The sequence below is a fragment of the Prosthecobacter fluviatilis genome, from assembly GCF_042655725.1.
Lineage (GTDB): Bacteria > Verrucomicrobiota > Verrucomicrobiia > Verrucomicrobiales > Verrucomicrobiaceae > Prosthecobacter > Prosthecobacter fluviatilis.
The window spans coordinates 1,108,684-1,135,303 of sequence record NZ_JBHSMQ010000001.1; the positions used below are offsets into that span (position 1 = coordinate 1,108,684).

The window sequence follows — 26,620 nt, forward strand, 5'->3', positions numbered from 1 at the left end:
TGCCGCCAGCGGGGACGCGGAGTATCGGTTCCACCTCCCCGGTGTCAATTGCCACTCCGCCACACTTTCATGCGCCTCGGTCTTTGTTTTTTCATGCTGATCCTCCTGCCTGTGGCCACGGGGGTGCATGCCTGGCTTTTTTGCCGTGACAACCTCCCTGGGCTCACCCAGCAGGCCGTGGACCGCCTGAAGGCCGCCGGAGTGCGCGACCCCGTGGTGGAATTGCGCTTTTTCGACATCGCCGTCAGGGGGGAGGCCCCCGACCCACCTGCGCGTGACAAGGCGCTGGCCGCCATCCGCACGCTCGTGCCCCTGCGGCTGCAGACTGCCGCAGAGGGCATCGTCGTGCCAGCCAGCCTCCATGCCAGACTGGACGCAGGCACACTCCGCCTCAGCGGCTGGTTTCCTGACAGCGAAGAGATCGGCCAGGTGAGCCGCCTTCTTGAGGATCTGCGTCCTGATCTCGTCATCGACACCCACGACCTGCACGCCGTACCTGAGGTGAAATGGCCGGAGGGAGTCAGGCCGCCGCTGGGCGCAGGCAGCCCGCTGCTCAAGCCCATCATCGAAACCCTGCGAGTGCCGGCGGAGCTCCACATCCACGCCAGGGAAGGGGCCATCGTGCTCAGCGGCCTGCTGCCAGACACGGCCCTGAAGCAGGAGCTCGTGGCGACACTCGCAGAAGTGGCCGGAGCCAGGGAGGTGGACCCCGCCGCGCTGAAAGCCAGCCCGCATGTGCTCCCCGCACCCTTTGCCAGGCCAGAGCAGCTCACGGCCTTTGTGAATAGCTTTTTCAGCCTGCCGCCGCCTCGGTCTTTTGACATTCGGAGCGACGGCATCCCGCACCTCACAGGCATGGCCACGCGTCAGTTGGAAAGCGTGTGGCTGGCATTGCTGCGGCCGGTCACCGGCTCCGCCAAGGTGGAGGCGAAGTTCACGCTGATGCCCTCGCTCTACCATTTTCCAGGGTTTCAGCCTCAGTCAAAGCTGCCTGCCGCCACCCTCGAGTCCATGCGCGAGACCTTGCGCGGGTGTGTGATCGTTTTTGAGCCGGGCTCTGCACAGCTCCAGCCCGAAGAGCAGATCAAGCTCGTCACGCTGGCACCTGCACTGCTGGCTGCCGGGCCGGGGCTCGGGCTGGTCATCGGCGCCCATCCAGATCCCGCCGGGCCTGAGAAAGCCGAGAAAGACCTCTGCAAGGCGCGTGCCAATGCCGTGATGTCCTTCCTCGTGGAGCAGGGTGCGCCCACCGCAGACATGCAGGCTGTGGTGTTTGACCCCGTGCCCGCCGGCTCGCCTGCGGCTCCTGCCAGCCCGCGCTGTGTCGAGCTCCTCATCAAATAACTGTCCATGAAATTCGACTTTGAATCCCTCTCCACCGAGCCGCTGTTCTACATGCTCATGCACAGCGGTGCCTTTGTCTGCGTGCTGGGGAGCGTCTTTTTTGTTGTGGGGCTGCTCTTTGGCTACGCCACCTGGGGGCGTTACAAGCGCCAGACGCGCCTGCTCCTCGGAGAGGCCTCCTCACTGAAGGATGAAATTGCCAGCCTGAAGCGCAAGGTGGGGGACCACTCCATCCACTCGGGGCCTGCAGTGCCGATGGCCACCGAGGTCATCTACATGCCCAAAAAAGAGAACGCGCCTGCCCGCGCGGCAGAAGCCCCCTCTGGGCAAGACATCCCACCGCCAGCCGCCCCTGCCGCGCCCGCGAGTGAGGCCAGCCCAGCGGAGCAAGCCCCGGCGCCAGAACCGCCGCCTGCAGGCATGGCAGAGTCTCCTCCCGCAGAGGCCTTGCCTCAGGTCCCGCATGAGTCGGCCCTCGCCGCCATCATCTCTGCTCCGCATGCCAAGGGCACGCCTGAGACAGGGGCAGATGAGCCTGCCCTTTCTGAAGGACTGCCGCCTGCGGCCCTTCTTCCTCCCCTGACCGAGCTCTTGCTGCCCGCCTTGCCCGAGGTGGAATTTCAGCCTCAGCCCGAGATCAAGCTCACGCCACAGTCTGACTCAGCGCTCGATCCCAAGCTCGGCTTCATCTACAAGTCCCGGCCCGAAAAAACGGACGACCTCACCGTGATTGAAGGCATCTCTTCCGTGCTGGAGCAGCGGCTGCATGAGCTGGGCGTCTACACGCATGCGCAGATTGCCGCCTGGGATGACGACCACGTCAAAGAGGTCTCCGCACGCCTCGCCTTCAAAGACCGCATTCGCCGTGAGCGCTGGGTGGAGCAGGCGCGCGAGCTTGCCATCAGGCAGACGGTCGTCTGAGCCCGCTCTCAAATCCGCCGACGATTCGCGCTCTGCCGCGCAACCACCACCCCGAAGCCGGGTTGCATGCGCTCATGATCACGCGCTTTTCTCTGCTGGTTCTGCTGTCCTCCACATTCGCCGCCACTGCTGCGGACTGGGCGCGCTTTCGCGGGCCGAACGGCAGCGGCATCGCCCCGGATGACAAGCCGGTGCCGGTGGAGTGGAGCGCCACCAAAAACCTCAAGTGGAAGACCGCGCTGCCCGGCCCGGGTTCATCCAGCCCCATCGTGGTGGGAGACCGCATCTTCGTCACCTGCTGGAGCGGCTACGCCACCGATGGTCCACAGTCGGCGGGAGATATCACGGCTTTGAAGCGCCATCTCGTCTGCGTGGACCGCACCACCGGCAAGATCCTCTGGGACAAATCGGTTCCCGCCAAGCAGCCTGAAGAGCCCTACGGCGGCATGTTTGCCCAGAACGGCTACGCCAGCCACACGCCGGTCTCGGATGGCAAAAGCGTCTTCGCCTTCTTCGGCAAATCCGGCGTGCATGCCTTTGACCTGGAGGGCAAGCCGCTCTGGCAGGCGGATGTGGGTGACTGGGACGACCGCCGCAACTGGGGCAGCGCCTCCAGCCCCATCCTGCATGGAGACATCCTCATCGTGCCCGCGCTGGTGGAGAGCCAGACGCTGTATGGCTTTGACAAAAACACCGGCAAGCAGCTCTGGAAGGCTCCCTCTGAAGGATTTGCCGGCACCTGGGGCACTCCCGTTCTCGCCGGAGCTGATCTTGCCATTGCCGTGCCTGGAGAGGTGTGGGGCTTCAATCCCGACACCGGCAAGCTGCGCTGGTACGCCACCGGCCTGCAGAGCGACTCTGTGTGCAACAGCGTCGTGACGGATGGCAGCGCTGTCTATGCCATGAGCGAACGCGGCGGCGGCTCCGTGGCCATCAAGGCTGGCGGCAAAGGCGACGTCAGCGCCACGAACACCCTCTGGACCGGCCCCAACGGCTCGCGCATCGCCACACCCATTCTTTGGGAAGACCGCCTCTACTGGATCAGCGGCTCCATCGCCACCTGTCGCGATGCGAAAACGGGTGCGGAGATTTACAGCGAACGCATCGAAGGCGGCACGGCTGCCCCCAGCAGTGGCGGTGGTCAAGGATTCGGCGGCGGACGTCGCGGCGGTGGCGGAGGAGGTGACTACGCCTCTCCCGTCGTCGCCAACGGCCACCTCTACCACATGGGCCGCCGTGGCGAGGTGCTCGTGGTCAAGCTCGGCCCCAAGTTTGAACTCATCTCCCGCAACACGATCGAAGGCGACACCTCCGACCGCAGCGCCACTCCTGCCATCAGCAACGGGCAGCTCTTTCTGCGCTCCGCGAAGACGCTGTATTGCATCGGGGAGTGAGACACCTCATAATTCACGAGTGTCGTCATGAACTCGTGAATGAAACTGCAGATACTGTTTTGCCTTCTCTGCACCTGTGCGCTTTCAGCTCAGGATCTCACGCCGTTCCTGGCGCCTGATCTTGCAGATGGATTCGACTTTCCCGTGGGCGGGGCCGATGGCAGCGCAGGCTACAAGGACCTCGCCACTCGGAGATGGTACAAGAGCTGGAAGGTGGATGAGGTGGTCATCGACGCTCTCGCGCTGGAGTCGCATGAGACATGGAATGGCAGCGGCGGCGGCGAGACGGATGCCGGGCTGCCGGTGCATGCCATGGCGGCCGGGACTGTGACCGAGGTCAAGGACGGCGAGGCCTGGATCGAGCACCGCTTTCTCGAAAACGGCCAGCCGCAGTGTGTCCTGACCGGCTATGCGGGCATTCACCAATGCGACCTCAAACCTGGCGACACCGTGAAGCGCCGACAGCGCATCGCTCAGATCGCCCCCGGCAAAGATGGCGGTCACGCACAGCTCACGGTCACGCTGCGGCATTGTCTCTTTGCCGAAGCGGCCACCTGGCCGATGAGTGTTTCAAAGTTCATCCGGAGTCATTCGCGCCTGCTGGTGCCCGCGAAAGAGGAGCGCGTGGTCATCGCGATAAAGCATTCCTACCAGCTTTACGTCTGCGAAAAAGGACAGGTGAAACACACGCTGCCCATGGCTCTGGGGCAGGACGGCAGGCAGCGAAAAACCACCGATGGCGACAACCGCACGCCCGTGGGCGAATACCGCATCACTCAAAAATCCCAAGGCCCTTTCGATGGCACCTACGGCGCTTACCTCGGTGCTGCATGGCTGCGTCTGAACTACCCCAACACCCACGACGCACGCATCGCCTTAATGGAGAGTCGCATCACCCAGAGACAGCACGATCAGATCGCCGCCGCGGCGCAGCGTGGTGCCATGTCTCCCCGGGGCACACCGCTGGGAGACGGCGTCGGCATTCACGGTTGGATCAGCGACTGGCCCGACGGCCATCATCACCTCACCTGGGGCTGTCTCAGCCTCCGCAAGGCAGACCTGATCCTGCTGCATGATCTGGTGAGCAAAGGCACGCGGGTTCTGATTGTGCCGTGATTGTTTTGTGAAAGCCGTGACTTTCACGCATGATTGATGTCGAATGGGAAAATCATGACTGCCTGCCGACCATTTTCATTTCTTGCTGCCTTGATGTGTCTATGGATGCAGGCCGCCGAATGCCATGCGGAAATACAGGCTGATCACAGCTTTCTGATGATCCCGCCGAAAAAGTCAGCGGAGTTTTCCACGGCACTGCTCCAGCAGGTTGAAAAAGAGATGGCACCGCTCACATCATCGAAGGAGAAACGGGCTGCGGTCTCCAGTTTCACGACCAGCAAAGGCTGTTACGTGCTGCATGGGGATCTCTTTGGCAGCGGGCAGCGCTTTGCTCTGATGGAGCTTCAGGTTGATCCGTCGTTTGAGATGCTGGCGACTGAAGAAAAAGTGGTGGGACTGGCGTGGCTGAATGCAGGACGGTGGGAACTTTGTGCGCTGATAGACGTTGCACCTGTCTGGCGCCCGAAAGGATGGAAGAAAAGCGACGATGATTACCTTCCCGTAACTCCCGCAGAGCACCCCTTTGAACTCGAAGACCTGTCTGGCGATGGCGTGCCAGAGGTCATCCTGGCTGCTTATGTGGACAAGTACTTCCAGGAGTATTTCATGTTCCGCTGGAATGCCAAAACCAAGAGCCTTGCGTGTGTCGCCGACTCCATGGCCAAGCCTGTGGGACAAGGAAGCTACGTGATTTTGCACTCCAATTCGGGGCGTCGAGCCATCTGGGGAGAGTGGAGTTTTTGCCGCTGGAATGGAGACAGACTCATTGAAAAGGCCTCATGGCATGAAGAGGTGCCTTACAATCCTCCAGAGGAGCCTTTCATGATTGCCAAGCGCGTGAATTCCGATGGTACGACAGTTGAGTTTGAATTGAAAGATCTGGAGAGTGATTCGTATACGGATTCAGTCTATCGGATCACGCGACAAGAGAAGCCTTTTGCAAAAGTGACCTTCAAGTGGAGCAGGACATTGCAGGCTGTCGCAGCGGATGGATATTATCCACCTGGTGAAGAGGCCGCCTACCTGTTTGAAAAACTCACGGGGCTGCCCCGGAAACTCTATCCTGGGCTGGAATATCAAAAGCGGATTAAATCGCTGGAAAAATCTGTGAAGATTCATGTCGAGGGTGAGCAGGAGGCTCGGGAGATGCTATCTCCTCGATGACTGAGTCTCACCGCCACTCATGCTTCGGATACCGCCCCCGCAGCTGCGCCTTCACCGCCGGATATCCCTCTCTCCAAAACCGTCCAATATCTCCCGTCGTCTGAATCGGTCTCTGTGCGGGTGAGAGCAGATGCACCGTCACGCTGATGCGTCCGGCGGCGACCTTCGGATTTTCGTTCACGTCGTACATCTGCTGCAGCACCACGCTCACGCTCGGTGGCTGCTTTTCGTCATAGACGATGCGGGCGGTCTTGCCGTTCTTGAGCGGGTAGCGTTCGGGGGCGTATTTGTCGAGGAGCTCGCGCTGGCTGTGGCTGAGCCACTGGTGCAGGGCGGGGAAGATATCGCGGTCCTTGAGCTGGCGGTAGGCGATGCAGCCGGTGCACACCTGCTCGATGATGAGGTGGCGGTCCTCTTCGCCGATGGCGGGAATTTCGAGGTCGGGCATCCATTTGGACAGGCAGTTCACGCGGGTGATCCACTGCTCCACTTTCTCGTTCCAGTTCGTGAGCTGCAGGCGGCCTGCGATGACTTCGGCGGCGAGCAGGCTGGCGGCGGTGGATTCATCGGGCTCGCCGCGCTCGCGGCTGCTGAGCACGAGGCTGCGGAAGCGGACTTCTTCGAGATTCATCACACGGCGGTTCACGGCATCATACGCCGCGCGGTTGCCGGTGGTGAAATCTTCGGGGAAGAGCTCACGCAGCCACTCCTCTTCAATGCGGGTGCAGTTGTTGAGCTGCACGGTGAGCGCCTTGCCCTGCACCTCGACGATTTCGGAGGCGACGATGAGGCGCGGCGGGCGGATGTGTGCGTCCTTGCCAAGGTGGCCGCTGTAACCACCCGCGAGGCGGTAGATGCGGATGCCGGTGCTGGTCTCCACGCCGAGGTGGTCGCTGAATGCGGCGAGCAGGGTTTTGGCGAGCGCGACGGGATCGGCGACCTCGTCATTGATAAGCAGGCCGGATCGTTTCGCGAGTTGCAGAAATTGATCGGCGCTGCGTGCGGCCTCGCGCGAGGCGGTGGCATGGATGCCGTAGCGTGCACACTCATCGGGGTTGAAGTTCATGGCCTCGGCGCGGATGAAGGCGCGCAGGATGGCCTGAAACTCCGTCACATCGTCGTGTTCCCACAGGTCCTCGTTTTTGTGCGAGGCGTTGTTTTTGCCAACGAGCAAAATGTCCCGCCCCTGTGCAGCAGCAGCGCAGAGCGTGGCCTCACGCAGGCAGCCAAACTGCGCGGCGGCGAGCAGCATGCGGGAAAAGCGCGGATGCAGTGGGAATCGGCTCATCTGTTTTCCCAGAGCGGTGATGTGCCCTTCGTGATCAAGTGCTCCGAGATCGTGCAGCAGACCCTCGGCACGCGACTGCGAGGCAGGCGTGGGCGGCTCAAACCAGTCGAAGGGCTCGCGTGAAAGCACGCGCAATGCGAGCAACGCCTCGCTCAAATCGAGGCGCTGCACTTCGGGCAGTTCGCTCTCGGGCCGCAGCAGATGCTCGCGCTGAGTCCACAGTCGCACAGCGATGCCGGGGCCAAGACGGCCTGCACGTCCGGCACGTTGCTCGGCGGAGGCTCGGCTGATCTTTTGCACAGTCAGCGTATTGATGCCACGGCGCGGATCATACGAGGCCGTGCGGGCCAGGCCGCCATCCACCACGGCGCGCACGCCTTCGATGGTGAGGGAGGTTTCCGCGACGTTGGTGCTGACGATGATCTTGGGCTGCTCGCCGGGTGTGACGGCGGCATCCTGATCCTGCGGTGTCAGCTCGCCATGCAGCGGCACCACGCGGCGGCCATGCGCAAAGCTGCGGCCCTGAATGGCGGCGATGGTCTTCCTGATTTCATGACCGCCGGGCATGAAGACGAGCATGTCTCCGCTGAAGCCGGGGGAGTTTGCGAGGTCTTCGCAGGCACGCGCGGCCTGGTCCCAGATCGGCTCCGGGTAGCCGGTCTTGAGCTGGAGCGGGGCCTGGTAGTGCACCTCCACCGGGAAGGTACGGCCTTCGGATTCCAGCAGCTTGGAGGGCTGCATGAAATCCACTAGCGGTCCCGGCACCAGCGTGGCGGACATGACGATGATTTTCAAATCGGGCCGCCGTGTGCGCTGAAGCTGGCGCGCAAAGGCGAGCACGAGATCGCCATCGAGATGCCGCTCGTGGAATTCGTCGATGACGATGCAGCCCACGCGTTCGAGCTGCGGATCTTCCAGCATCTGGCGCAGCATTACGCCCTCGGTCACATAGCTCAGGCGCGTCTCCTTGCTGGTGATGTTTTCAAAGCGCACCTGATAGCCCACCTCGCCGCCCAGGCGTGCATTGCGCTCGCGCGCCACGCGCTGGGCCAGCATGCGTGCGGCGATTCGGCGTGGCTGCAGCACGATGCAGCGCTTTCCCTCCGCCAGCAGGCCGGAGTCCAGCACGAACTGCGGGATCTGCGTGGACTTGCCGGAGCCCGTGGGCGCTTTGATGAGCAGATTCGGCAGCGCCGGATCAAGAAGCGCGGCGGTGAAGGTCTGGCGGAGTTCGAAGATGGGAAGCGTGGCTGGGCTGGACATGGACGCCCATGTGGTGGCCCATGAATGCCATCAAATACACGAAAAAATGAGCCTGCTGGCGCTCAATAGTTCAGCGTCAGCATGCAGTAGCCAAAGTCGGCATCATCGCTCGGGCCTGTGGCGGCGAGGTAGGCACCGGCAAAAAAGTGGGAGTAGCCGAGCAGGAGATCGAGGTGCGGGGTGAGCTTGGTGCTCACGGTCAGGTCCAGTTCGCATCCGGCGTGGCTGTTGGCATTGGGGCTGACGGGGCGCACGGTGGTGGTGCCGTTGGCGCGGTACCAGGCGTCTCCGGTGGTGGTGAGCCAGAAGGAGTGAAAGTCCAGCGTGGTCTTGGTTTTGGCGGTGGGATTGGCGGCCAGGCGCAGCGCCACGTTCTGCATGTTCTGCCAGGAAAAGAGATCCATGAAGCCGTAGGGAGGGTGGTTGGTGGGAAAGAGGTTCTGGAAGGTGTGCGCGTGGCCGTCGTTGGGATTGCTGTCACCGCTGCCTGCGCTGTATTCGAGCGCGAGGCGGGGCTTCCACGGGGTTTTGAGCCAGTTGTAGCCGCCCTCCAGATGGTAGGCGTAGGCGGTGAGGGATTTGCCGCTGAGCTGGCCCACCTGGCCCACGAGCTCCACGGTGTAGTCCCAGCCGCGCAGCTTGGTGGGGTCTCCTTTGTGACGGGTGCCGAAGGTCACGAAATTGGACACGCCCGCAGCGTTTTCCTCGTGCAGGTGAAAGGCGTAAAGGTCCGTGGTCTGAAAGGGGATGGCCTGGCTGCTGAAGTAGAGGCCGCTGAAAAATTGGTTTCGTGAGGCGGCGTCGTTGATCCAGTCCGAGACATTGAACTGCGAACGGCGGATGCGCACCACGCTGGAGGTGAAGGCATCCAGCCACCAGGTCGGCGCCTGGTAGTGCAGCTTCACGGCGTCAAAGGTGCGACTGAAGTTCTGCCACTCCAGCGGGCCGACGAGCCGCTCGTCTCCATAGCTCAGCACTTGGCGTCCGGCTTTCACGGTGAAGTGCTTTGGGTTTCCCAGCTCGATGCTGGCCAGTCGGAGGTCAAAGCTGTCGTCTCCTTCCGCACCGTTTTGCAGCGGCACGTTGGCGCGCTTGGAAAAAGCCTCACGCGTGTCCTGCCCCTGCAGGGCGATGCGTACCCACGCATCCGGCTGCCATTCCACCCCGAGCCGCACACGAGCCAGCACAAAGGTGTCGTCCGTGACGGAGTTTTTCGCGGAGTTGAAATCGAAGGTGTTGTTGCGTGACTCGGCACGGGTGCGGGCCTGGAAGTTCCATTTGAGCTGGTCGGCGATGCCCTCGGCCCGTGCGTGGGCGGTCAGGAGCAGGAGTGCAGGCAGGAGCAGGGAAGTGCGCATGAGCTTCATTTTTTCAACAGATGGCGCAATAACGGAAATAGACTTTCGGCATGGTTTTGATGCTGGGTTGTTATGGTGGTTGGTGCATGCCGAAGTGGCATCAAAGCCATAGCGAGATGAGATTTCCGTTATCATGGGCGGGCGGTTATTCATGCGGGCCCCAAAGGCGATCTCTCATTCCATGAACTACGACGCGCTTATCATTGGCGCCGGGCCTGCGGGTTCCAGCGCTGCCGCCATTCTGGCTGAATACGGCCACAAGGTACTCATCCTCGAACGCGAAAAATTCCCGCGTTACCACATTGGCGAGTCGCTCATTCCCTTCACCTACGGACCGCTGGAGCGGCTGGGCATGATCCCGAAGATGAAGAAGTCCCACTTTGTGAAGAAGTACAGCGTGGCCTTTGTGCAGCCCAGCGGCAAGGCCTCGCAGCCCTTCTATTTCTTCAACCGCTATGACCGCGAAAGCGTGGCGCAGACGTGGCAGGTTCTGCGTTCGGAGTTTGACCAGATGCTGCTGGACAATGCACGCGAAAAAGGCGCTGAGGTGAAGGAGGAGACGACCGTGCTGGAACTGATCAAGGAAGACGGTCGCGTGGCTGGCGCACGTGCCAAAGACAAGGACGGCAACGTCACCGAATACCGCGCCAAGATCACGCTGGACTGCACCGGCAAGGAAGCCTTTTCCGCCACGCGCAACGGCTGGCGCATGCGCGACCCCTACCTCAACAAAGTGGCGGTGTGGACGTACTACCAGGGCTCCACCCGCGAGCCCGGCATCGACGAAGGCCAGACGATGGTCGCTTACATTCCTGACAAAGGCTGGTTCTGGCACATCCCGCAGCACGATGACATGGTGAGCGTGGGAGTGGTGGCGGAGGGCAAGTACCTTACGCGTGGCGGTGTGAAGGATCCGAAGGAAATCTTCAAGCGCGAGGTGGAGGAAAACCAGTGGATTAAAGACCACCTGGGCACGGGCGTTTCCAATGGTGAATACCGCATCACCAGCGAGTACTCGCATCACGCGCGGCATTGCGCCGGCCCCGGGCTGCTGCTGGTGGGGGACTCCTTTGCGTTTCTCGATCCCGTCTTCAGCAGCGGCGTCATGCTGGCGCTGAAATGCGGCGTGCTTTCCGGTGAGACCATCCACCAGGGCATTCTCGAAGGGGATCTCTCTCCGGCGCGCTTCACCGAGTATGGCGAGACGATCCGGCAGGGCGTGGAAAACATGCGCAAGCTTGTCTATGCCTTCTACAATCCGGACTTCTCCTTCCGTGAGGTGATCAAGCGCTTCCCGGACGCCGCAGGCTCCATCACCGACTGCCTCTCAGGCGACGTGAACAAGGACTTCAGCGTGCTCTGGAGCCAGATCCGCGAGTTTGTGCCGCTGCCAGACGACCTGCCCTACGGCGAGCCGCTGCTGGCGGCGTGAGCGGCTTCCTGTGATTTCCACCTTTAACCACCTCCCCCGTGAAACGCAGCGCTCTGTTTTATCTCGTCACGCTTTCTGTACTTGGTGCAGGCATTTTGCTGGTGCTGCACCTGGGGGCAGCGCTGCCTGCGCCTCAGGGGGCAGTGGCCGCCAAGGTGGCTGCGCCACATGCCAGCGGGGCAGCGGCGGGTTCCGCCGTGGCCGCGGTACTCTCCGGGCTGAGTGCCAATGTGAATGATCCCCTGAGCCATCTGTTTGTGCAGCTCCTCGTCATCATCGTGGCCTCGCGGCTCGCGGGCATGCTGTTTGTGCGCTGCGGGCAGCCTGCGGTGGTGGGGGAGATGGCGGCGGGCATTCTGCTGGGGCCGTCTCTGTTTGGCTGGGTGGCACCGGACGCATTTCAGTTTGTGTTTCCCGCCACGTCCCTCGGAGTGCTGAAGCTGCTGAGCCAGATCGGCGTGTGCCTGTTCATGTTTGTGGTGGGCATGGAGGTGGACATGGGGCAAGTGCGGAAAAAGGCGGAGGCCGCCGTGATCGTGAGTCACGCGAGCATTGTGCTGCCCTACTTCCTCGGTGTGGTGCTGGCGTATTTTCTGTACACGGACCTCGCGCAGCCGGGTACGGGCTTCATGGCCTTCGCGCTTTTCATGGGCATCTCCATGAGCATCACGGCCTTTCCGGTGCTGGCGCGCATCTTGCAGGAGCGCGGGATGAGCCGCACCTTTCTCGGCAGCACGGCCATCACCTGCGCTGCGGTTGACGACGTTACGGCGTGGAGCATCCTGGCCTTTGTGGTGGCCATCGCACGCGCCACGAGCGTTGGCGCCTCCGCGCTGAATCTGCTGCTGGTGCTGGCTTTCATCGCCATCATGATCAAAGGCGTGCGGCTGCTGCTGCCGCGCTGGATTGGCAATGAGGGGATGGAAAGCGAGGCGCCCTCGCGTGGCGTGCTTGCCACGGTCATCTGCGTGGTGGTGGGGTCGGCGCTGGCCACGGAGGTCATCGGCATCCACGCGCTGTTTGGCGCATTCCTGGCAGGGGCCATCATGCCAGAGGCGGGCGGCTTCCGGCACAAGCTGAGCGTGCGGGTGGAGAATTTCAGCTCCGTGCTGCTGCTGCCGCTGTTCTTTGCCTTCACCGGGCTGCGCACCCAGATCGGTCTGCTCAATGATGTGCAGGGCTGGGCGCTGTGCCTGGGCATCATCGCCGTGGCCACCGTGGGCAAGCTGGGCGGCAGCGCCATCGCCGCGCGCTGGACGGGCATGAACTGGAGCGAGTCCCTGCAGCTCGGGGCGCTGATGAACACACGCGGGCTCATGGAGCTGATCGCGTTGAACATCGGCTATGACCTCGGCATTCTCTCGCCGCGCATCTTTGCCATGCTGGTGATCATGGCGCTGGCCACCACCATGCTCACGGGGCCGCTGCTGACGCTGTTTGGCAGCAGGCAGACGGTGATGGACGACTCACGCACAACTCTGGCTGCGTGAGCGTGATCTCGCACCATCCATGAACGCCATGAATTCTGAAACCAACGCCACTTACGACGTCATTGTCATGGGCGGTGCTCTTTCCGGGGCCGCCACCGCCACGCTGCTGCTGCGGCACAATCCAGGCATACGGGTGCTCATTCTGGAAAAGAACGAAAGGCTGGGCCGCCGCGTGGGAGAGGCCACGGTGGAGGTCAGCGCCTACTTCATGGGCAGGGTGCTGGGCCTCACGCAGTACCTCAATGAGTCCCACATCTGCAAGCAGGGCCTGCGCTTCTGGTTTGCCAACAAGGACACGGCCTCCATCGCCGAGGCCAGCGAGCTCGGCTCCAAATACCAGGTCAAGCTCCCTTCCTACCAGCTCGATCGCTCCACCTTTGATGAGGAGGTGCTGCGCCGCGCCTGCGCAGCCGGAGCCACGCTGCTGCGACCGGTCACCATCAACGGCGTGCAGCTGGAAAGCGGCGGTCTGCAGACCGTCACTTACAAACAGGGAGACACGACCCATACGGTGCAGGCGCGATGGATCGTGGATGCCTCCGGCGTGGCCGCGCTCATCGCCCGCAAGAACGACTGGTGGAAGTCCAACTTCGAGCATCCCACCACCGCCGCGTGGTCGCGCTGGAAAGGCGTGCGGGACTGGGACGGCCGCGAGCTGGCGGAAAAATACCCGGAGTGGTCTGCCGCGCTCTACTGCGTGCGCGGCACAGCCACCAACCACGTCATCGGCGATGGCTGGTGGAGCTGGTGGATTCCGCTGAAAGGCGGAGACATGAGCGTGGGCGTGGTCTTTGACCAGCGTGTCGTCGATTTCCCGCAGGACGGCGGCAAGGTGGGTGAGCGGCTGAAGACCTTCCTGATGAAGCACCCCGTCGCACGCGATCTGCTGGAGAACGCCCAGTTTGATGAGAGCGATGTGCACTGGCGCAAGAACCTCGCCTACTACAGCACCACCTTTGCCGGAGACGGCTTTGTGCTGGTGGGAGATGCCGCTGCTTTCATGGACCCCTTTTACAGCCCCGGCATGGACTGGATCTCCTACACCACCAGCAGCGCCGCGAATTTGATCACGCAGCAGCGCAGAGGGGCCTCCATGGCCTGGCTGGTGCCGGAGTACAACCATACCTTCTCCACCAGCCACCGCTGCTGGTTCCGTGCCCTCTACAGGGACAAGTATGAGTACATGGGCGAGTTTGATCTCATGGACCTGGCTTACCGGCTCGATCTCGGTCTGTACTACTGGGGCGTGGCACGTCATCCGTTTGAGCAGGGGGACAAAGCCCTCCACACCCCACCCTTTGCCACCGGGGAAGGCCTGATCTACAAAATCATGAGCACCTATAACCGGCGCTTCGCCCAGATCGCGCGCCGCCGCCGCCGTGACCAGGAGCTCGGCAAAACCAACCGCAACCGCCGCAGCCTCATCCGGGGCTTCAGGATTCACCGCCATGACGCCATCAAGCTCTTTGGCATGCTGGCCGAGTGGGCGGTGCTGGAGCTCAGGGAAGGCTGGAAGAGCTGGGGAGAGACAGCCGAGGACGTGGCCGCCTCTCACCTGCCACCACAGACGGTGCCCGCAGTTCTCTGAGGGCACCGGGGCGTGGGCCCCGCGCGGTTGCAGTCACGGCAGATCAGCCCGGCGGTGCCTGTGGCCGCTCACCATGTTCAAGGCTCAGGCTGCACTCACACAGCAGCTTTTCAGAAGCTCAGCTGAGGCTCGGCGTCGGGCTCAGGTTCGGGCTTGTAGGTGCCGGAGCCGACGAGGCGCTCAAAGATGGGAGAGGCCATGAGGGTGGTGACCACCGCCATGATCACGAGCGTGGCAAAGAGACCCTCGGAGATGATGCCGCGCTGCAGGCCGATGTTGATGATGATCAGCTCCATGAGGCCGCGGGCGTTCATGAGGATGCCGATGCCCATGGCCTCGCGGCCGGAGATGCCGGTGGCGCGTGCAGCCAGCGTGCAGGCGATCCACTTGCCCAGCACGGCGGCGGCCAGCACGGCGGCGCACATGCCCCAGAGGTACCAGGTATTGAGCAGGCCGATCTTGGTGTTCAGCCCGGAGTAGGTGAAGAAGAGCGGCAGCAGCAGCGCCACGGCCAGCGGCTGGATGCGGGCGCAAAGATCGCGCACCATGATGCCACGTGGCATCACCGCGCCCATGATGAAAGCGCCAAACACGGCGTGCAGGCCGATCATGTCGGTAAACCACGCTCCCAGAGACATCATGGCCAGACCGATGACGAGGCCGGCGTCGCTGAGCTTGTCTTTTTCAATGAGCAGGGAAGAGAAGCGTGACAGCAGCGGACGGATGATCAGGAGCGCTACGGTGACAAAGCCTGCTGCACCGCCGATGTTGTAAAGCGCGTGGCCGATGTTGTTGTCAAAGCTGGCTAGGACGACGGCCAGGAGGATCCAGGCGGTGGCATCATCGATGGCACCCGCGCCGATGGCCACGGTGCCCATGGTCGTGCCGGCCAGCCCTTTGAAGTGGATGATGCGCGCCAGCATGGGGAAGGCGGTGATGCACATGGACGCCCCCAGAAAGAGCATGGCCTCGGTGAGGGAGGTCTTCTTGGGGAAGAGCTCCGTGTGGTGAAACAGCACCCAGGCCAGCCCTGCACCCAGGAGGAAAGGAGTGACCATGCCCGCGATGGAGACGGCCACGCTGCTCTTCATGCGCTTGCTGACGATGTCCATGCGGAACTCCATGCCGACGATGAACATATAAAGCGCCAGACCAAGCTGCGAGGCGGGGAAGAGGTAGCAGGAGGTGTCCCGCAGCTTCTGCGCCTTGTCCCAGGGAAAGAGCCACTGCTGCCACTCCGGCGCCAGCAGGCCGAAGAGCGATGGCCCCAGCAGCACACCGGTGATCATCTCCGCCACCACCTGCGGCTGGCCGAAGCGCGCCGCGATGGCGCCCACCACACGGCAGGCCAGCAGGATGACGGCGATCTGGAGGAAAAACTGTACGGCGAGGGAGACGTTGTTCATTGCGCGAGGCCCATTTGTGGATCAGGTGCTTCAGTAACGAAAATAGACTTTTGATATACCTTTGATGCCCGTTCGGTATAGAATGCACACATCATGGAACTGCGACATTTGAAATATTTCCAGGCCGTGGCGGAGGAGCTGAGCTTCTCCCGTGCGGCGCGGCGGCTCCGCATCGCCCAGCCGGCGCTGAGCCGTGCGGTGCAGGAGATCGAGCGTGAGCTGGGCGCGCAGCTCATCGAGCGCGAGCGCCGCTCCCCGCGCCTGACGCCTGCGGGAAATGTGCTGCTGCACGAGACTGGGCTCATCCTGGAGCGTCTGGACGAGGCCTTGCGCCGCGTGCACCGCACCGCCAAGGGCGAGGAGGGCGAGCTGCGCCTCGGCTACATCGGGCCGCCCACACGTCCGTTTCTCGCGCGCCTGCTCAAGGAATACGGCAGGCGCTATCCGCGTGTGACGGTGATCCTGGAGGAGCGCACCCCGGAGCGCGTGTGGGAGATGGTTTCCAAAGGGCGTCTCTCCGTGGGCCTCACGCGCCCCGTGCTGGCGCATGAGGCGCTGGGCCTGCAGACCCTGCTGCTGCGGGAGGAGAAATTCTGCGCCGCCGTGCCGCTGGATCACCCCTGGGCCAGGCTGGCCTCGCTGCCGTGGAAAAAGCTGGTCGGAGAGCCGCTCATCATCCTGGCGCGGCGCGAGGGCGCAGGCTCTCACGATGCCATTCAGGCGGCGTGCCAGGCTGCGGGCTTTGTGCCACGCGTGAAGCACATGCCCAGCCTCATCGGCACGGTGCTGCAATACGTGGAATCCGGTGCCGGTGTGGGCGTGGTGCCGGAAAGCACAGCCAACAAAAACCTCGCCCTCATTCCGCTGAAGCCTCAGCAGACCATCCCGCTGGTGATGGTCTGGGCCAAGGAGGGCGAAGACCCCGCCGTGGCGGCCTTTCGCGGACTCGTCAAAGAGTGGCTGAAGAATGGGCGGTTGTGGGAGTGAGGCGGGAATGAACCGTCCTCGTCTTCGATCTTGCAGAGTCGCTCGTGAGTGCTTTGCCGCCAGGGGGGGGGCATCATGCGCTGATCGACAGGCATGAGTGCCTGTCGTACTGCCTGCCAGCGCAAGCCGGGGAAGCACGACGGACGCTCCTGTCTGCCGATCAGCGCTCCCGCAATCAGCCAGCAGTCTTGCATTCCCCATTGCTCTCCTCCGCGGCGATGCGATACGCAATGAAAGAGTGCGAGCAGGATAGAGCCCTCCGTCTTCTCCTGAAAAGCGTTGCACCGCAGGCGTGGCGGTGCTCCTTTCGCGCCCCCATCTCGCCGGTGGCAGTCCAGCCATTCGGCACATCCCATACCCTCAATCGACTACCTATCATGTCCACCGACGCCAAGAACTCTATCGCGCAAATGGAGAAGATCGTTTCCCTCTGCAAGCGCCGCGGCTTCATCTATCAAAGCAGCGAGATCTACGGCGGCTGTGGCGGCGTGTGGGACTACGGCCCCCTCGGTGCCGAGCTGAAGCGCAACCTGCGCAACGTCTGGTGGAACACCATGACCCGCGAGCGCGAGGACGTGCTGGGCCTGGATGCCAGCATCCTCATGAATCCCGCCATCTGGAAGGCCAGCGGCCATGTGGACACCTTTGCCGACCTCATGCGTGAGTGCTCGCTGACCAACAAGCGCGTGCGCGCCGACCATGTGGAGCCGCAGGACGGCGTCGTCATGAAATACAGCGGTGCAACTTCTCCCACCGGCTGGCGCTGGGACCGCCCCGTGTCCGCCCTGCTGAAAAACGGCGAGCACATCGAAAGCTTCCGCAAGCGCATCCGCGCCCTCATCGCCCAGAACGCCGGTGAAGCCGCAGGCAAGCCCGAGGAGATCGAGCTGCTCAATGAGGAGAAGATCGACGCCATGACTGGCAGCGTGGACTTTCACCCCGAAACCGGCGGCGCACTCGGCGAGGCTCGTCCCTTCAACCTCATGCTCAAGACCTACCTCGGCCCCACCGCGACCGAGGCGGACGTCACCTACCTGCGCCCTGAAACCGCACAGGCCATCTTTGCGCAGTTCAAGAACGTGTATGACTCCAGCCGCGTGAAGGTGCCCTTCGGCATCGGTCAGATCGGCAAGGCCTTCCGCAATGAGGTGACGCCGAAGAACTTCACCTTCCGCAGCCGCGAGTTTGAGCAGATGGAGCTCGAATTCTTCATCAAGCCCGACGAAGCCGTGGAGATCATCTCCGGCGAAGTCATGGCCTGGAGCGAAGGTGCGGACCTCAGCGAGCCCAAGCCCAACTGGGGCTGGCAGATGTGGCACCGCTACTGGGTGGATCAGCGCACCAAGTTCTACGAAGGCATCGGCCTCGGCGATGTGCTGGAGTACTACTGGCAGACGCCTGCAGACCTGGCCCACTACGCCCGCGCCTGCGTGGACATCCTCTGCGAATTCCCCTTCGGCACCGAAGAGCTGGAGGGCATCGCCGCCCGTGGCGACTTCGACCTCTCCCAGCACCAGAAGCACAGCACCAAGTCGCTCGAAGTCTTCGACGAAGAACTCAAGACCGCCGCTGCCAAGCTCACGCCAGAGCAGAAGGAAGCCCTCATCCAGAAGCGCCTCGCCGCTGAAGCCGCCAAGACCAAGGGCGAGCCGATGCCCGAAGCCGATGTGCGTGCCTGGTTCGAGCGCCTCTTCAAAGGCAACTACGTCCCCCACGTCATCGAGCCCTCCGCCGGTCTCGACCGCATGGCGCTGGCCGTTCTCGCGAAAGCCTTTGTCGAAGAAGAAAAAGCTGATGTGAATGGCAAGGTTGAGACTCGCACCATCCTGCGCTTGCATCCACGTGTGGCTCCGGTCAAAGTGGGCGTCTTCCCGCTGCTGAAGAACAAGCCCGAACTCGTCGCCAAGGCTCGCGAAGTCTATGCGCTCCTCAAGAAGCACATGAACTGCTTCTACGACGAGACCGCCGCCATCGGGCGCCGCTACGCCCGTCAGGACGAAGCCGGCACTCCCTTCGGCGTCACCATCGACTTCGAAACCTGCGGCGAAAAAGGCCCCGAACTCGCCGACACCGTCACCCTCCGCCACCGCGACAGCGGCGAGCAGGAGCGCGTGAAGATCAGCGATCTGCTGGGCAAACTGCTGCCGCTGGTGTCGTAAACCATGTCTAGGAGGGGGATCATCTTGATCCCCCACTTTGGAAACAGCGGGTGAACTCGGAGTGTGGAGGGATCAGGATGATCCCTCTCCAGTGGCCATCATTCGCAGCGCTGTGGGGAGGTTCGGCTGGCGAACTCCTGGCTCATGACTGAGCGAGTCGGTCAATGATCTTCATAATCCGTTCCGGCGACGATGTCCCCACGTGAGTCGCGGCGATGATCTTCCCCTTACGAAACCAGAAAGCCTCGGCGTTTCCCCCGATGATCAAATCATGTTGAGAAAGTCGGTCGAGGAAGTGAGTCGCGCCATCCCAATCCAAAACTCGAAAGAGGAAACCACTCGGAAGCTCGATGGCGTGCAGCGATTCGCAGAGGTTTTTGAATCCCATGACCGCCGGTCCCGACCAAAACGCCATGAGGAACAGCACGCCGCAGTCGATCATGAGATCCGTCTCCGTCGAGTTTGGCACATACTCGAAATCGGAGTACGCACCGTTGCTGTCTTTCAGCATGCGCTTCAAGACTTCAGTAGAACCGGGCATTTTTGGACGAGTGGATGGCTGACATACCTGTCGGGCTCGAACGAGCGTTCTGGGGTTGCTCCTCAACCCATGATCCTCAGCGCCACATACGGCACCAAATTCAGCAGAAGGACGCCGATCTTGTAGACCGCCATGCCAGCGTAATGCACCGCATCAAACTGCTCCACCGTTAGGCGAAACCATCGCACATGCAGGCGGTAGATGGTGTCGTGTGCCAGGCTGAATGCCAGAAACCACAGCATGAGCACGCCGTAGTTGATGCCGAGGCACCACAGGAGAAAGCTGCGCGTGGTCTCAATGCTCATGGGGGAGCATCCGTCCGTTTGCGGGTTTGTCAGGTGCTTTGTCGTGGGCGTGCGGGCGGAGGAGGTCTGCCTGCTACGCTGAGTGCATTCACGCTGCCTGCGCTTTGTCGGGGGGCGTCGATGGAAGGAACCATGGGCGGGAGCTGGCGGTAAAGAGCAGGGCCGCTCCTGCCACCTGTAGCACGCTCTGTACGAGGTTGAACATTCCTGACAAGAATGAATAGTTAAAGTATTTAAATAAATGCATTAACCAGAAAGGGAGGCCGAGGGCCAGGAGAATCAGGAAGGTGACGCGCGCCCAGTGAAAACCTTCATCAATCATTGTGGTCAACCACGCCAAAAAACCAAACGTCAGCAGGAAAGTGAGCCCGACTAATTCGGGATATTCCATGTGCTGTATGATCGGTAAGTCGATCCACAGTCGCGGAACCCCGATTGCGAGCGAAAGCCACAGCAGGCGAACGGCGATCGTGACCGTGCTCGGCTTTGAAGAGCGGGCTGGCGCAGTAGGGGCGGCGCGGAGATTTTCCGTGGCGGGCGGCTGCGGCAGCGCAGCCAGATCCGGCGCTACAAATGCCCGCTTCGCCTCGGCGGACATGATGAGATCACGCGAATAAAAAAGCAGCGGCGCGCGCTTGCTGCTGAGCTGGCTCTGGGCGTCAAAGAACGCATCCGCCGTATCAGCCGGGCCAAACTGGCGCAGGGTCGTGGACACCAGTTGCAGCCACACCTGCGTCAGGGTCTCGTGATAACCGCCGGTGGGCGTGTCCTGGATGCCGTGGGCGGCGTTGTAGGCCTTGATGCCGGTGCGCATGCGCTCCAGGGCCTCGGGGAAGGGGAACTGCTGCAGGTAGAGATACGCCACCTTCAGGTGCGCACGGTGGTTCCACTGCTCGTGCGGAAACGAGTGATCCTCAAAACGGCGGAGATGTTCTGCGTCGTCCATGGGCTCACCTTATCTCTGCCTCACATCTCCAGGAAATTCTTCAGCAGCCGCTTGCCTTCCTGCGTCAGGATGGACTCGGGATGAAACTGCACGCCGTGGATGGGCAGCTCCTTGTGGCGCAGGCCCATGATCTCGGACTCGTCGTCGCTGCAGGTCGCGGTGATGGCGAGGCAGTCGGGCAGGGTGTCGCGTTTGACGAGCAGGGAGTGGTAGCGCGTGGCCTCAAAGGGCTGCGGCAGTCCTTTGAAGACGGACTCGCCCTGATGGTTGATCATCGAGGTCTTGCCGTGCATGAGGCGGCCTGCGCGGACGACATCGCCGCCGAAGACGTGGCCGATGGCCTGATGGCCCAGGCAGACGCCGAGGAGGGGCGTGCTTTTGCCAAAGCGCTCGATCACCGCGCAGCTGATGCCTGCCTCTTTGGGCGTGCACGGGCCGGGGGAGATGCAGATGTGGTCGGGCTTCAGCTTCTCGATCTCATCCAGCGTCACCTGGTCGTTGCGGCGGATTTCCATGACGGCCCCCATCTCGCCGAAGTACTGGACGAGGTTGTAGGTGAAGGAGTCGTAGTTGTCGATGATCAGAAGCATGCGGAAAATGCGGCGAAATCAGAAGCCGCGCAGTTGGAGGATGGTGTCGAGCTCGCTTTGAAAGGCAGGAATGTCGGCGGCAGGCGGCTGGTAGCCGGGGGCGGGGCCACGCATGCCAAAGCGGCCTTGCTGGTCCATGAACCACTGCACGGTGACGCCATCGCTGAAGGTGGCCTTGCCGCTGATGATGGCGCCGGGAGGCGGGAGGTCATCCACGGAGACTTTGAGGGCGCCGCCTGCGGAGCCATCGGGAGGCAGCACTTCATCCGCCACGGCGTCCTCCTGAGACTCGGCGGGTGCAGGTGCCGGGCCGGGCTTTTCCTCCGGGGGGGCTTCACGGGGCTTGTCCTGGAGTTTCACGCCCAGCTCCAAGATGAGCAGGCGTGTCTCCATGTACGTCAGTGTCGTGGCGCATTCGTTGCGCAGGCGGTCCTGGATCTGATTGAGGGAGGCACCTTCAGCCGCCCATTGTTCGACGAGCTGGCGCTGCTGTGGAGTGAGATTGGCCATGAGAGATGGTTTACGTATCGCGAACGGCTTCAGCCGTTCATCTTGTCGGTGATGATGTGGCAGATAGCGGAGGCCTTCTGGTACAGTGCCTTGACTTCCTCCAGCTTCAGGGACTTGCCCTCTGGCACATCGAGCAGCGGCAGCATGCCTTCCAGCCCTTTGCGGATTTCCACCAGAGAAGGGTTTTTCATGATGCGCGGGTGCAGGCTGTCGAGGCTCATCATGTAATACTCGGCGATGTCGCGGCGCGTCAGCTGGCGGGTCTTTTCCTCAGCGTAGTTTTCGCTGATGCTCTTGGTGGCGATCTCGAGGGCACGCAGCCAGCCGCCGAGGCTGATGAGGTGCGCGATGTCCACATCCCGCAGCATGACCATTTCGGCCTCCACGTCAGACTGGGTCTTGGCCAGCTCCACACGCAGGTCCTGCCAGTTGCCCTTCAGGCTGTACTCAAAGAGGCTGCCGGTGTGCTTGTTCATGCGGTTGCCGGCGCCCAGCGCCTTGCCGTACTTGATCATGGCGCGGCCTACGGACTCCATCTCCTCCACGCGCTCGCACTGCACGATGAGAAAGCCGTCTGCAATGAGCGTGCCCAGGCCCATGGCGACGACGACGCGGTCTGCGGGCGTCTTGTCCGTGAAGGGGCGCTTGAGGCTGTCAAAGCGCAGCTTGCCCACGTTGTTGAGCATGTCGAAGAGCTTGCGAATGGAGGGCGTGGTGAACTGGTTCACTCCGTATTCCTCGCGCACATGCTCATCTCCCACCACATCCTCGGGGATGGCGGGCCTCTCAGGGGGCTTGGGCACCGGGGCATCCTGGGCGCTGAGCGCGGCGATGCTGGCGGCTCCCAGCAGGGGCAGCAGCAGGCGGGCGATGAAACGACGAGTCATGATGGGAGATGATACGGAGCCGCCCCGGGATTTCCAGTGCGAGTCTGGAAAAGTCTTGAAGCTTTCCATTCGCTACATTTGCATGGTTTCCGCCGTTTACTGCTCTCGCCATGCGTCTGCTCCTTCCGCTCCTCCTGCTGCTTTCCTGCCCTTGTCTGCCCGCGCAGGAGGCCCCGCCTCCGCTCACGGAATATGAGGGGCGCGTGATCGCCAGGACCATGCACTGGAAAGGCGCGGAGTGGCTCATACGCCGTGTGCGCGAGCAGGAGGAGGGCCCCTCCCAGATGCGTGCGCAGCTCCAGGTAAAGCCCGGCATGGTGGTGTGTGACATGGGCTGCGGCAACGGCTACCACACCCTCCCCCTGGCCGCGATGGTGGGGGAGAAGGGCAAGGTCTATGCCGTGGATGTGCAGCCGGAGATGATCGAGATGCTCAAGCAGAACATCGCGAGCAAGGGGCTGAAAAACATCGTGCCCATCGACGGTCTCTACCATGACCCGAAGCTGCCGCCGAACACCTGCGACATGATTCTCATGGTGGACGTCTACCATGAGTTCAGTCACCCGGTGCAGATGCTGGCCGCCATGCGCGCCGCCCTGAAGCCCGGCGGGCAGCTCGTGCTCTGTGAATTCCGTGCAGAGGATGAAAACGTGCCGATCAAGCCCGAGCACAAGATGAGCAAGGCTCAAATTAACAAGGAGATGAACGCCAACGGCTTCAAGCTCGTGCGCGAGTACGACGGCCTGCCCTGGCAGCATCTGATGTTCTTTGGGAAGGACGAGAAGGGTGCGGTGTCAACGCCTGCACCACAGGTGAAGTAGACAGTGAAATCTTCCCCTTCGCGCTCTCTGAAAGCGCAGTGAGGCATCTCATGGTGCCGATCCGTTTCAAGCACGCTCTGGGCTCCGGCGACGGCAGGCAGGGGACAGCCCGCCCTGCCTGCGCCGGGCATGCGAGGACTGGTGGCGGTAGGGCTGCTTGTCCTCAAGCAGCAGCCGCGTATCTCGTGGCTTTCTTTATCCCCTCTCTTCTGCTTTCCTGATGGGGAAGTGGATAAGTGGGAGAAAGCAGTGGATTCGATTACAGCACGTTCACCGCAGCGCCACCGTCCACCACGATGCCTTGTCCGGTGATGTACGCGCCGGCTTCGCTGGCCAGCATGAGGGCTGGGCCGGCGAGCTCGCGGGGGGCGGCCCAGCGCTTGAGGGCGGTGCGGTCGGCGAAGTATTTTTTTTCCTCGTCGTTCAGCAGCTTGCCGGGCATGTCTGTGAGGAAGGGGCCGGGGCAGAGGCAGTTCACGGTGATGCCGTAGGGCCCGAGATCGAGCGCGCTGGCACGTGCCAGGCCGATGAGGGCCGCCTTGCAGGCGCAATACACATTCCGCTTCAAACGGCCGCCGACGCCGAGCACGCTGGAGATGTGGATGATGCGGCCCCACTGGCGCGCCTTCATGCCGGGCACCACGGCGCGGGTGAGGGACATCACGGCGGTGAGGTCCACCTCCACATTGCGGTCCCACACTTCGTCCGTGATTTCGTCGATGGCCTGCGGGTTGTTGATGCCGGCGTTGTTCACGAGGATGTCGATCTTGCCGAGACGCTTCTCCGCCTCCATGGCCAGCGCCTTGACGGCCGCGCGGTCCGCCATGTCGGCCACCATCCACTCGACTTTCACGTTCAGTCCTGCGCCGATCTCCGCTGCAGCTGCGGCCAGCTCCTCCGCACTGCGGCTGGAGATGAAGACATCCGCGCCGGCTTCGGCAAAGCCGCGAGCCATCGCTTTGCCAAGACCTTTGCTGCCGCCGGTGACGAGTGCTGTTTTTCCAGAGAGGTTGAAGAGTGGGGAGGACATGCGCGCGGTTTAGCATGCGCGCCTGTCCTGCGCGAGTGGAAAGCGCGGCTCTTGTGACCGTAGGCTGGTGGTGTCTGGCGCAGTCTGGACACTTCAAAAATCAACAATCGATTTTTGATTTAAGAAGTTCCAATCCGGTTACTTCACCACCTTGCCGCCCAGGGAAAGGATGCGGGCTTTGCCTTTGGCATCCTCAGCCTCGGCGATCTGCTTGTTCGTCACATACATCTGCGAGAGCGCAGTCCAGGCCAGCAGGTCGTTGGGCTGCAGCGTCGTGGCCATCAGCCCGGCGCCGATGGCTTCCTTCACCTCGCCATGGCGCAGCAGCGCCATGCCCAGGGCATGCCAGCTCTCAAAGTGGTTCGGGTCCAGCGCGACGCAGCGCCGGTACAGCGCGATGGCCTCCGGCAGCTCCCCGAGGGCGACGTGCCCGCTGGCTTCATCGTACAGTTCTTCGACGGTGGCTGGCGTGTCGCTCATGCGCGTCGATTGGCTTGGAAAGGCGCGGCCTCAGCCCAGCTTGGCGTAGGAGATGCGGGCTGTTTCGTGCTGCTTCTTGAACCAGGCCTTGAAAAGCTGGGCGCGCTCCATGCCGGAGATGGTTTCCACCTGGAACTTGCGCACATCTGCCGAGTCTGGGCGTTTGCGGAGCTCCTTGGCGCTGACATAGACCAGCAGCGTTGCCTTGCCGTTGTCCACATCCACGGCGCGCGAGACGCCGCCGACGGCGGTGAGGGCCGCCTCCTGGGCGATGTCAAAGCTGTTGGGCACTTCCTGCGGCGGGTTGGCTGCGTCGATCTCTGGCAGGGGCTGCAGGGTGAGCTTCTGCGCCTTCACGAGGTCTTCGATCTTCTTGCCGGCTTTCAGGCCTTCGGCCAGCGCCAGGCGTGCTTCGTTCACTGCCTTGGTGCGTGCCTCGTCGGCCTTCTGGCCCAGCAGCACGTCCTTGATCTTGTCCTTCACGTCGGCCAGCGCCTGCTGCTTGGGTTCCTCGATTTTGCTCACTTCAAAGACATACCAGCCTTTGATGCCTTCCACGACTTCCGTCGAAGCTTTGGAATCTTTGGCCCGTGCGAAGATCTGCGAGACCACATCGCTTTCGTTTTTGAAGGCCTCAGGGGGGCTCACCTGGTCAAAGGCGGGCGTGGTTTCGACCTTTTCCTTCGTCTCCTTGGCTGCGTCAGCCAGGCTCTTTTGCTTCTTGGTGGTGAGGTCGATGAAAGCATTCACGCGCTTGGTCACATCGGTTTTTGCCTTTTCGCGCTCTTCCAGCGGCTTCTTTTCGAGGTCCTTGGGGTTTTCAAAGAAGACGTAGCTGACGGCGCGCTTCTCCTGGGTCTTGTAGCCGTCCTTGTTCTCGTCGTAGTACTTCTTGATCTCGTCGTCGGTCACGGTTGCGGCCTTCTTGTAGGTCTCGGTCTCAAAGACGATCTTGGAGCCCTTGAAGGTCTGGTAGCTGCTGGCATACTGCTTTTCGGCGGAAAGAGGGGAGGCCGTGTAGCTCTTGGTCACCACGTCCCGCAGCTTGCGCAGGCCGACGATGTCCTTCATGATGTCCAGCAGGGCTTCGCTGTCGAAGCCCATGGAGGCCGCCAGCTGCTCCAGCATCTGCGCGCGGGAGACGTCCAGCTTGCCGTTGTCCTGCAGGGCGGGGAGCTTTTCCAGAGCGGCGCGTGCTTCCGCAGCGCTGGGGCGGATGCCCAGCTTTTCCATGAGGTGGCGTGCCACGAAGAGGTTGGCAAAGGAGTCCAGCCCGCCGGAGGAGGGGGTGATCCTCATGATCGAGAGCATCTCGCTGCTCTGCAGGTAGTACTGGGAAAACTCCACGGCGCGCTGCGTGCGCTGCACATCGGCCACGGTGTAGTCTTTGCCATAGACCGTCAGGGCCACGTCGGTGGGGAGGATCTTCCGTTCGCTGTTCTGGAAGGTCTGCGAAACCCCATACCAGAACATGGAGATGATGATGGCAGTCGTCAGGGTGATGAGAAAGGCACCACGGTGGCGGCGGAAAAATTCAAGCATGGTAGTTCGGGGCGGTTGAAGGGCGCGCAATAAGCCCCACCGCACCCCGGCGGCAACC

At 62.3% G+C, this 26,620-nt stretch carries 23 protein-coding genes; 11 read left to right on the forward strand and 12 right to left on the reverse strand.

Annotation, left to right across the window (positions count from 1 at the left end):
- Positions 1–93 precede the first annotated feature (93 nt).
- The 5 genes from ACFQDI_RS04330 (at position 94) to ACFQDI_RS04350 (ending at position 5,939) form a co-directional block, all read left to right on the forward strand.
- Positions 94–1,344 (forward strand): OmpA family protein, encoded by a 1,251-nt coding sequence (locus ACFQDI_RS04330; RefSeq protein ID WP_377163779.1) that lies wholly within the window; start codon positions 94–96, stop codon positions 1,342–1,344.
- A gap of 6 nt (positions 1,345–1,350) precedes the next feature.
- Positions 1,351–2,265 carry a hypothetical protein gene (locus tag ACFQDI_RS04335; protein ID WP_377163781.1) on the forward strand — a complete coding sequence of 305 codons (915 nt, stop codon included), beginning with the start codon at positions 1,351–1,353 and terminating at the stop codon, positions 2,263–2,265.
- Positions 2,266–2,339: 74 nt separating this feature from the next.
- Positions 2,340–3,659 (forward strand): outer membrane protein assembly factor BamB family protein, encoded by a 1,320-nt coding sequence (locus tag ACFQDI_RS04340; RefSeq protein WP_377163783.1) that lies wholly within the window; start codon positions 2,340–2,342, stop codon positions 3,657–3,659.
- Between the two features lie 39 nt (positions 3,660–3,698).
- Positions 3,699–4,775: a L,D-transpeptidase family protein gene (locus tag ACFQDI_RS04345; RefSeq protein WP_377163785.1), complete on the forward strand. Its 1,077-nt coding sequence runs from the start codon at positions 3,699–3,701 to the stop codon at positions 4,773–4,775.
- A 54-nt stretch (positions 4,776–4,829) separates the two neighbouring features.
- Complete coding sequence (locus ACFQDI_RS04350; protein ID WP_377163787.1) at positions 4,830–5,939, forward strand: hypothetical protein; 1,110 nt, start codon at positions 4,830–4,832, stop codon at positions 5,937–5,939.
- Between the two features lie 7 nt (positions 5,940–5,946).
- Here the strand turns inward: ACFQDI_RS04350 and hrpB are convergent, their stop codons facing one another.
- Both hrpB and ACFQDI_RS04360 read right to left on the reverse strand, forming a co-directional pair.
- A complete protein-coding gene (hrpB, locus tag ACFQDI_RS04355; RefSeq protein ID WP_377163789.1) occupies positions 5,947–8,490 on the reverse strand; it encodes an ATP-dependent helicase HrpB in 2,544 nt (847 codons plus the stop codon).
- A 62-nt stretch (positions 8,491–8,552) separates the two neighbouring features.
- A complete protein-coding gene (locus ACFQDI_RS04360) occupies positions 8,553–9,848 on the reverse strand; it encodes an alginate export family protein (RefSeq protein WP_377163791.1) in 1,296 nt (431 codons plus the stop codon).
- A 181-nt stretch (positions 9,849–10,029) separates the two neighbouring features.
- On the opposite strand from ACFQDI_RS04360, the gene ACFQDI_RS04365 reads away from it, so the two are divergent.
- Genes ACFQDI_RS04365 through ACFQDI_RS04375 form a run of 3 tightly spaced genes read left to right on the forward strand, consistent with a single transcriptional unit; the run spans position 10,030 to position 14,358 of the window.
- A complete protein-coding gene (locus tag ACFQDI_RS04365) occupies positions 10,030–11,280 on the forward strand; it encodes an NAD(P)/FAD-dependent oxidoreductase (protein WP_377163793.1) in 1,251 nt (416 codons plus the stop codon).
- 38 nt (positions 11,281–11,318) lie between these two features.
- Positions 11,319–12,770, forward strand: a complete 1,452-nt coding sequence (locus ACFQDI_RS04370; RefSeq protein ID WP_377163795.1) for a cation:proton antiporter domain-containing protein — start codon at positions 11,319–11,321, stop codon at positions 12,768–12,770.
- Positions 12,771–12,798: 28 nt separating this feature from the next.
- Entirely contained in the window at positions 12,799–14,358 is a 1,560-nt protein-coding gene (locus ACFQDI_RS04375) for an NAD(P)/FAD-dependent oxidoreductase (protein ID WP_377163797.1), read from the forward strand.
- A gap of 110 nt (positions 14,359–14,468) precedes the next feature.
- Here the strand turns inward: ACFQDI_RS04375 and ACFQDI_RS04380 are convergent, their stop codons facing one another.
- Positions 14,469–15,764, reverse strand: a complete 1,296-nt coding sequence (locus ACFQDI_RS04380; protein ID WP_377163799.1) for a cation:proton antiporter — start codon at positions 15,762–15,764, stop codon at positions 14,469–14,471.
- Positions 15,765–15,857: 93 nt separating this feature from the next.
- Here ACFQDI_RS04380 and ACFQDI_RS04385 point away from each other — a divergent pair, with 93 nt between their 5' ends.
- Positions 15,858–16,751: a LysR family transcriptional regulator gene (locus ACFQDI_RS04385; RefSeq protein WP_377163801.1), complete on the forward strand. Its 894-nt coding sequence runs from the start codon at positions 15,858–15,860 to the stop codon at positions 16,749–16,751.
- A 377-nt stretch (positions 16,752–17,128) separates the two neighbouring features.
- A complete protein-coding gene (locus ACFQDI_RS04390; RefSeq protein ID WP_377163803.1) occupies positions 17,129–18,910 on the forward strand; it encodes a glycine--tRNA ligase in 1,782 nt (593 codons plus the stop codon).
- Between the two features lie 142 nt (positions 18,911–19,052).
- Here ACFQDI_RS04390 and ACFQDI_RS04395 read toward each other — a convergent pair whose 3' ends face one another.
- From ACFQDI_RS04395 to ACFQDI_RS04420, 6 genes are all read right to left on the reverse strand, one after another.
- The gene (locus ACFQDI_RS04395; RefSeq protein WP_377163805.1) at positions 19,053–19,451 is read right to left on the reverse strand and encodes a hypothetical protein; all 399 of its coding nucleotides are present in this window, start codon (positions 19,449–19,451) and stop codon (positions 19,053–19,055) included.
- 62 nt (positions 19,452–19,513) lie between these two features.
- Positions 19,514–19,756 carry a DUF6868 family protein gene (locus ACFQDI_RS04400; protein WP_377163807.1) on the reverse strand — a complete coding sequence of 81 codons (243 nt, stop codon included), beginning with the start codon at positions 19,754–19,756 and terminating at the stop codon, positions 19,514–19,516.
- A gap of 88 nt (positions 19,757–19,844) precedes the next feature.
- Positions 19,845–20,702: a hypothetical protein gene (locus ACFQDI_RS04405; RefSeq protein WP_377163809.1), complete on the reverse strand. Its 858-nt coding sequence runs from the start codon at positions 20,700–20,702 to the stop codon at positions 19,845–19,847.
- 20 nt (positions 20,703–20,722) lie between these two features.
- Positions 20,723–21,292, reverse strand: a complete 570-nt coding sequence (locus ACFQDI_RS04410; protein WP_377163811.1) for an anthranilate synthase component II — start codon at positions 21,290–21,292, stop codon at positions 20,723–20,725.
- Between the two features lie 18 nt (positions 21,293–21,310).
- Complete coding sequence (locus tag ACFQDI_RS04415; RefSeq protein WP_377163813.1) at positions 21,311–21,802, reverse strand: hypothetical protein; 492 nt, start codon at positions 21,800–21,802, stop codon at positions 21,311–21,313.
- Positions 21,803–21,831: 29 nt separating this feature from the next.
- Positions 21,832–22,689: a hypothetical protein gene (locus ACFQDI_RS04420; RefSeq protein ID WP_377163815.1), complete on the reverse strand. Its 858-nt coding sequence runs from the start codon at positions 22,687–22,689 to the stop codon at positions 21,832–21,834.
- 110 nt (positions 22,690–22,799) lie between these two features.
- On the opposite strand from ACFQDI_RS04420, the gene ACFQDI_RS04425 reads away from it, so the two are divergent.
- A complete protein-coding gene (locus tag ACFQDI_RS04425) occupies positions 22,800–23,510 on the forward strand; it encodes a class I SAM-dependent methyltransferase (protein WP_377163817.1) in 711 nt (236 codons plus the stop codon).
- A 259-nt stretch (positions 23,511–23,769) separates the two neighbouring features.
- Here ACFQDI_RS04425 and ACFQDI_RS04430 read toward each other — a convergent pair whose 3' ends face one another.
- From ACFQDI_RS04430 to ACFQDI_RS04440, 3 genes are all read right to left on the reverse strand, one after another.
- Positions 23,770–24,540 carry an SDR family NAD(P)-dependent oxidoreductase gene (locus ACFQDI_RS04430; RefSeq protein ID WP_377163819.1) on the reverse strand — a complete coding sequence of 257 codons (771 nt, stop codon included), beginning with the start codon at positions 24,538–24,540 and terminating at the stop codon, positions 23,770–23,772.
- Positions 24,541–24,678: 138 nt separating this feature from the next.
- Entirely contained in the window at positions 24,679–25,020 is a 342-nt protein-coding gene (locus tag ACFQDI_RS04435; RefSeq protein ID WP_377163821.1) for a tetratricopeptide repeat protein, read from the reverse strand.
- A 30-nt stretch (positions 25,021–25,050) separates the two neighbouring features.
- On the reverse strand, positions 25,051–26,562 hold the full coding sequence (locus ACFQDI_RS04440) for a peptidylprolyl isomerase (protein ID WP_377163823.1): 1,512 nt from the start codon (positions 26,560–26,562) through the stop codon (positions 25,051–25,053).
- Between the last annotated feature and the right edge of the window lie 58 nt (positions 26,563–26,620).

What these genes read in the sequence shown, in the direction of transcription:
- ACFQDI_RS04345 (WP_377163785.1), top strand. Translation starts at nt 3,699, where the DNA reads ATGAAACTGCAGATACTGTTTTGCCTTCTCTGCACCTGTGCGCTTTCA.
- ACFQDI_RS04335 (WP_377163781.1), top strand. Translation starts at nt 1,351, where the DNA reads ATGAAATTCGACTTTGAATCCCTCTCCACCGAGCCGCTGTTCTACATG.
- ACFQDI_RS04330 (WP_377163779.1), top strand. Translation starts at nt 94, where the DNA reads ATGCTGATCCTCCTGCCTGTGGCCACGGGGGTGCATGCCTGGCTTTTT.
- ACFQDI_RS04435 (WP_377163821.1), bottom strand. Translation starts at nt 25,020, where the DNA reads ATGAGCGACACGCCAGCCACCGTCGAAGAACTGTACGATGAAGCCAGC.
- ACFQDI_RS04395 (WP_377163805.1), bottom strand. Translation starts at nt 19,451, where the DNA reads ATGCCCGGTTCTACTGAAGTCTTGAAGCGCATGCTGAAAGACAGCAAC.
- ACFQDI_RS04375 (WP_377163797.1), top strand. Translation starts at nt 12,799, where the DNA reads ATGAATTCTGAAACCAACGCCACTTACGACGTCATTGTCATGGGCGGT.
- ACFQDI_RS04400 (WP_377163807.1), bottom strand. Translation starts at nt 19,756, where the DNA reads ATGAGCATTGAGACCACGCGCAGCTTTCTCCTGTGGTGCCTCGGCATC.
- ACFQDI_RS04425 (WP_377163817.1), top strand. Translation starts at nt 22,800, where the DNA reads ATGCGTCTGCTCCTTCCGCTCCTCCTGCTGCTTTCCTGCCCTTGTCTG.
- ACFQDI_RS04360 (WP_377163791.1), bottom strand. Translation starts at nt 9,848, where the DNA reads ATGCGCACTTCCCTGCTCCTGCCTGCACTCCTGCTCCTGACCGCCCAC.
- ACFQDI_RS04350 (WP_377163787.1), top strand. Translation starts at nt 4,830, where the DNA reads ATGACTGCCTGCCGACCATTTTCATTTCTTGCTGCCTTGATGTGTCTA.
- ACFQDI_RS04405 (WP_377163809.1), bottom strand. Translation starts at nt 20,702, where the DNA reads ATGGACGACGCAGAACATCTCCGCCGTTTTGAGGATCACTCGTTTCCG.
- ACFQDI_RS04340 (WP_377163783.1), top strand. Translation starts at nt 2,340, where the DNA reads ATGATCACGCGCTTTTCTCTGCTGGTTCTGCTGTCCTCCACATTCGCC.
- ACFQDI_RS04365 (WP_377163793.1), top strand. Translation starts at nt 10,030, where the DNA reads ATGAACTACGACGCGCTTATCATTGGCGCCGGGCCTGCGGGTTCCAGC.
- ACFQDI_RS04410 (WP_377163811.1), bottom strand. Translation starts at nt 21,292, where the DNA reads ATGCTTCTGATCATCGACAACTACGACTCCTTCACCTACAACCTCGTC.
- ACFQDI_RS04430 (WP_377163819.1), bottom strand. Translation starts at nt 24,540, where the DNA reads ATGTCCTCCCCACTCTTCAACCTCTCTGGAAAAACAGCACTCGTCACC.
- ACFQDI_RS04420 (WP_377163815.1), bottom strand. Translation starts at nt 22,689, where the DNA reads ATGACTCGTCGTTTCATCGCCCGCCTGCTGCTGCCCCTGCTGGGAGCC.
- ACFQDI_RS04390 (WP_377163803.1), top strand. Translation starts at nt 17,129, where the DNA reads ATGTCCACCGACGCCAAGAACTCTATCGCGCAAATGGAGAAGATCGTT.
- ACFQDI_RS04440 (WP_377163823.1), bottom strand. Translation starts at nt 26,562, where the DNA reads ATGCTTGAATTTTTCCGCCGCCACCGTGGTGCCTTTCTCATCACCCTG.
- ACFQDI_RS04385 (WP_377163801.1), top strand. Translation starts at nt 15,858, where the DNA reads ATGGAACTGCGACATTTGAAATATTTCCAGGCCGTGGCGGAGGAGCTG.
- ACFQDI_RS04380 (WP_377163799.1), bottom strand. Translation starts at nt 15,764, where the DNA reads ATGAACAACGTCTCCCTCGCCGTACAGTTTTTCCTCCAGATCGCCGTC.
- hrpB (WP_377163789.1), bottom strand. Translation starts at nt 8,490, where the DNA reads ATGTCCAGCCCAGCCACGCTTCCCATCTTCGAACTCCGCCAGACCTTC.
- ACFQDI_RS04415 (WP_377163813.1), bottom strand. Translation starts at nt 21,802, where the DNA reads ATGGCCAATCTCACTCCACAGCAGCGCCAGCTCGTCGAACAATGGGCG.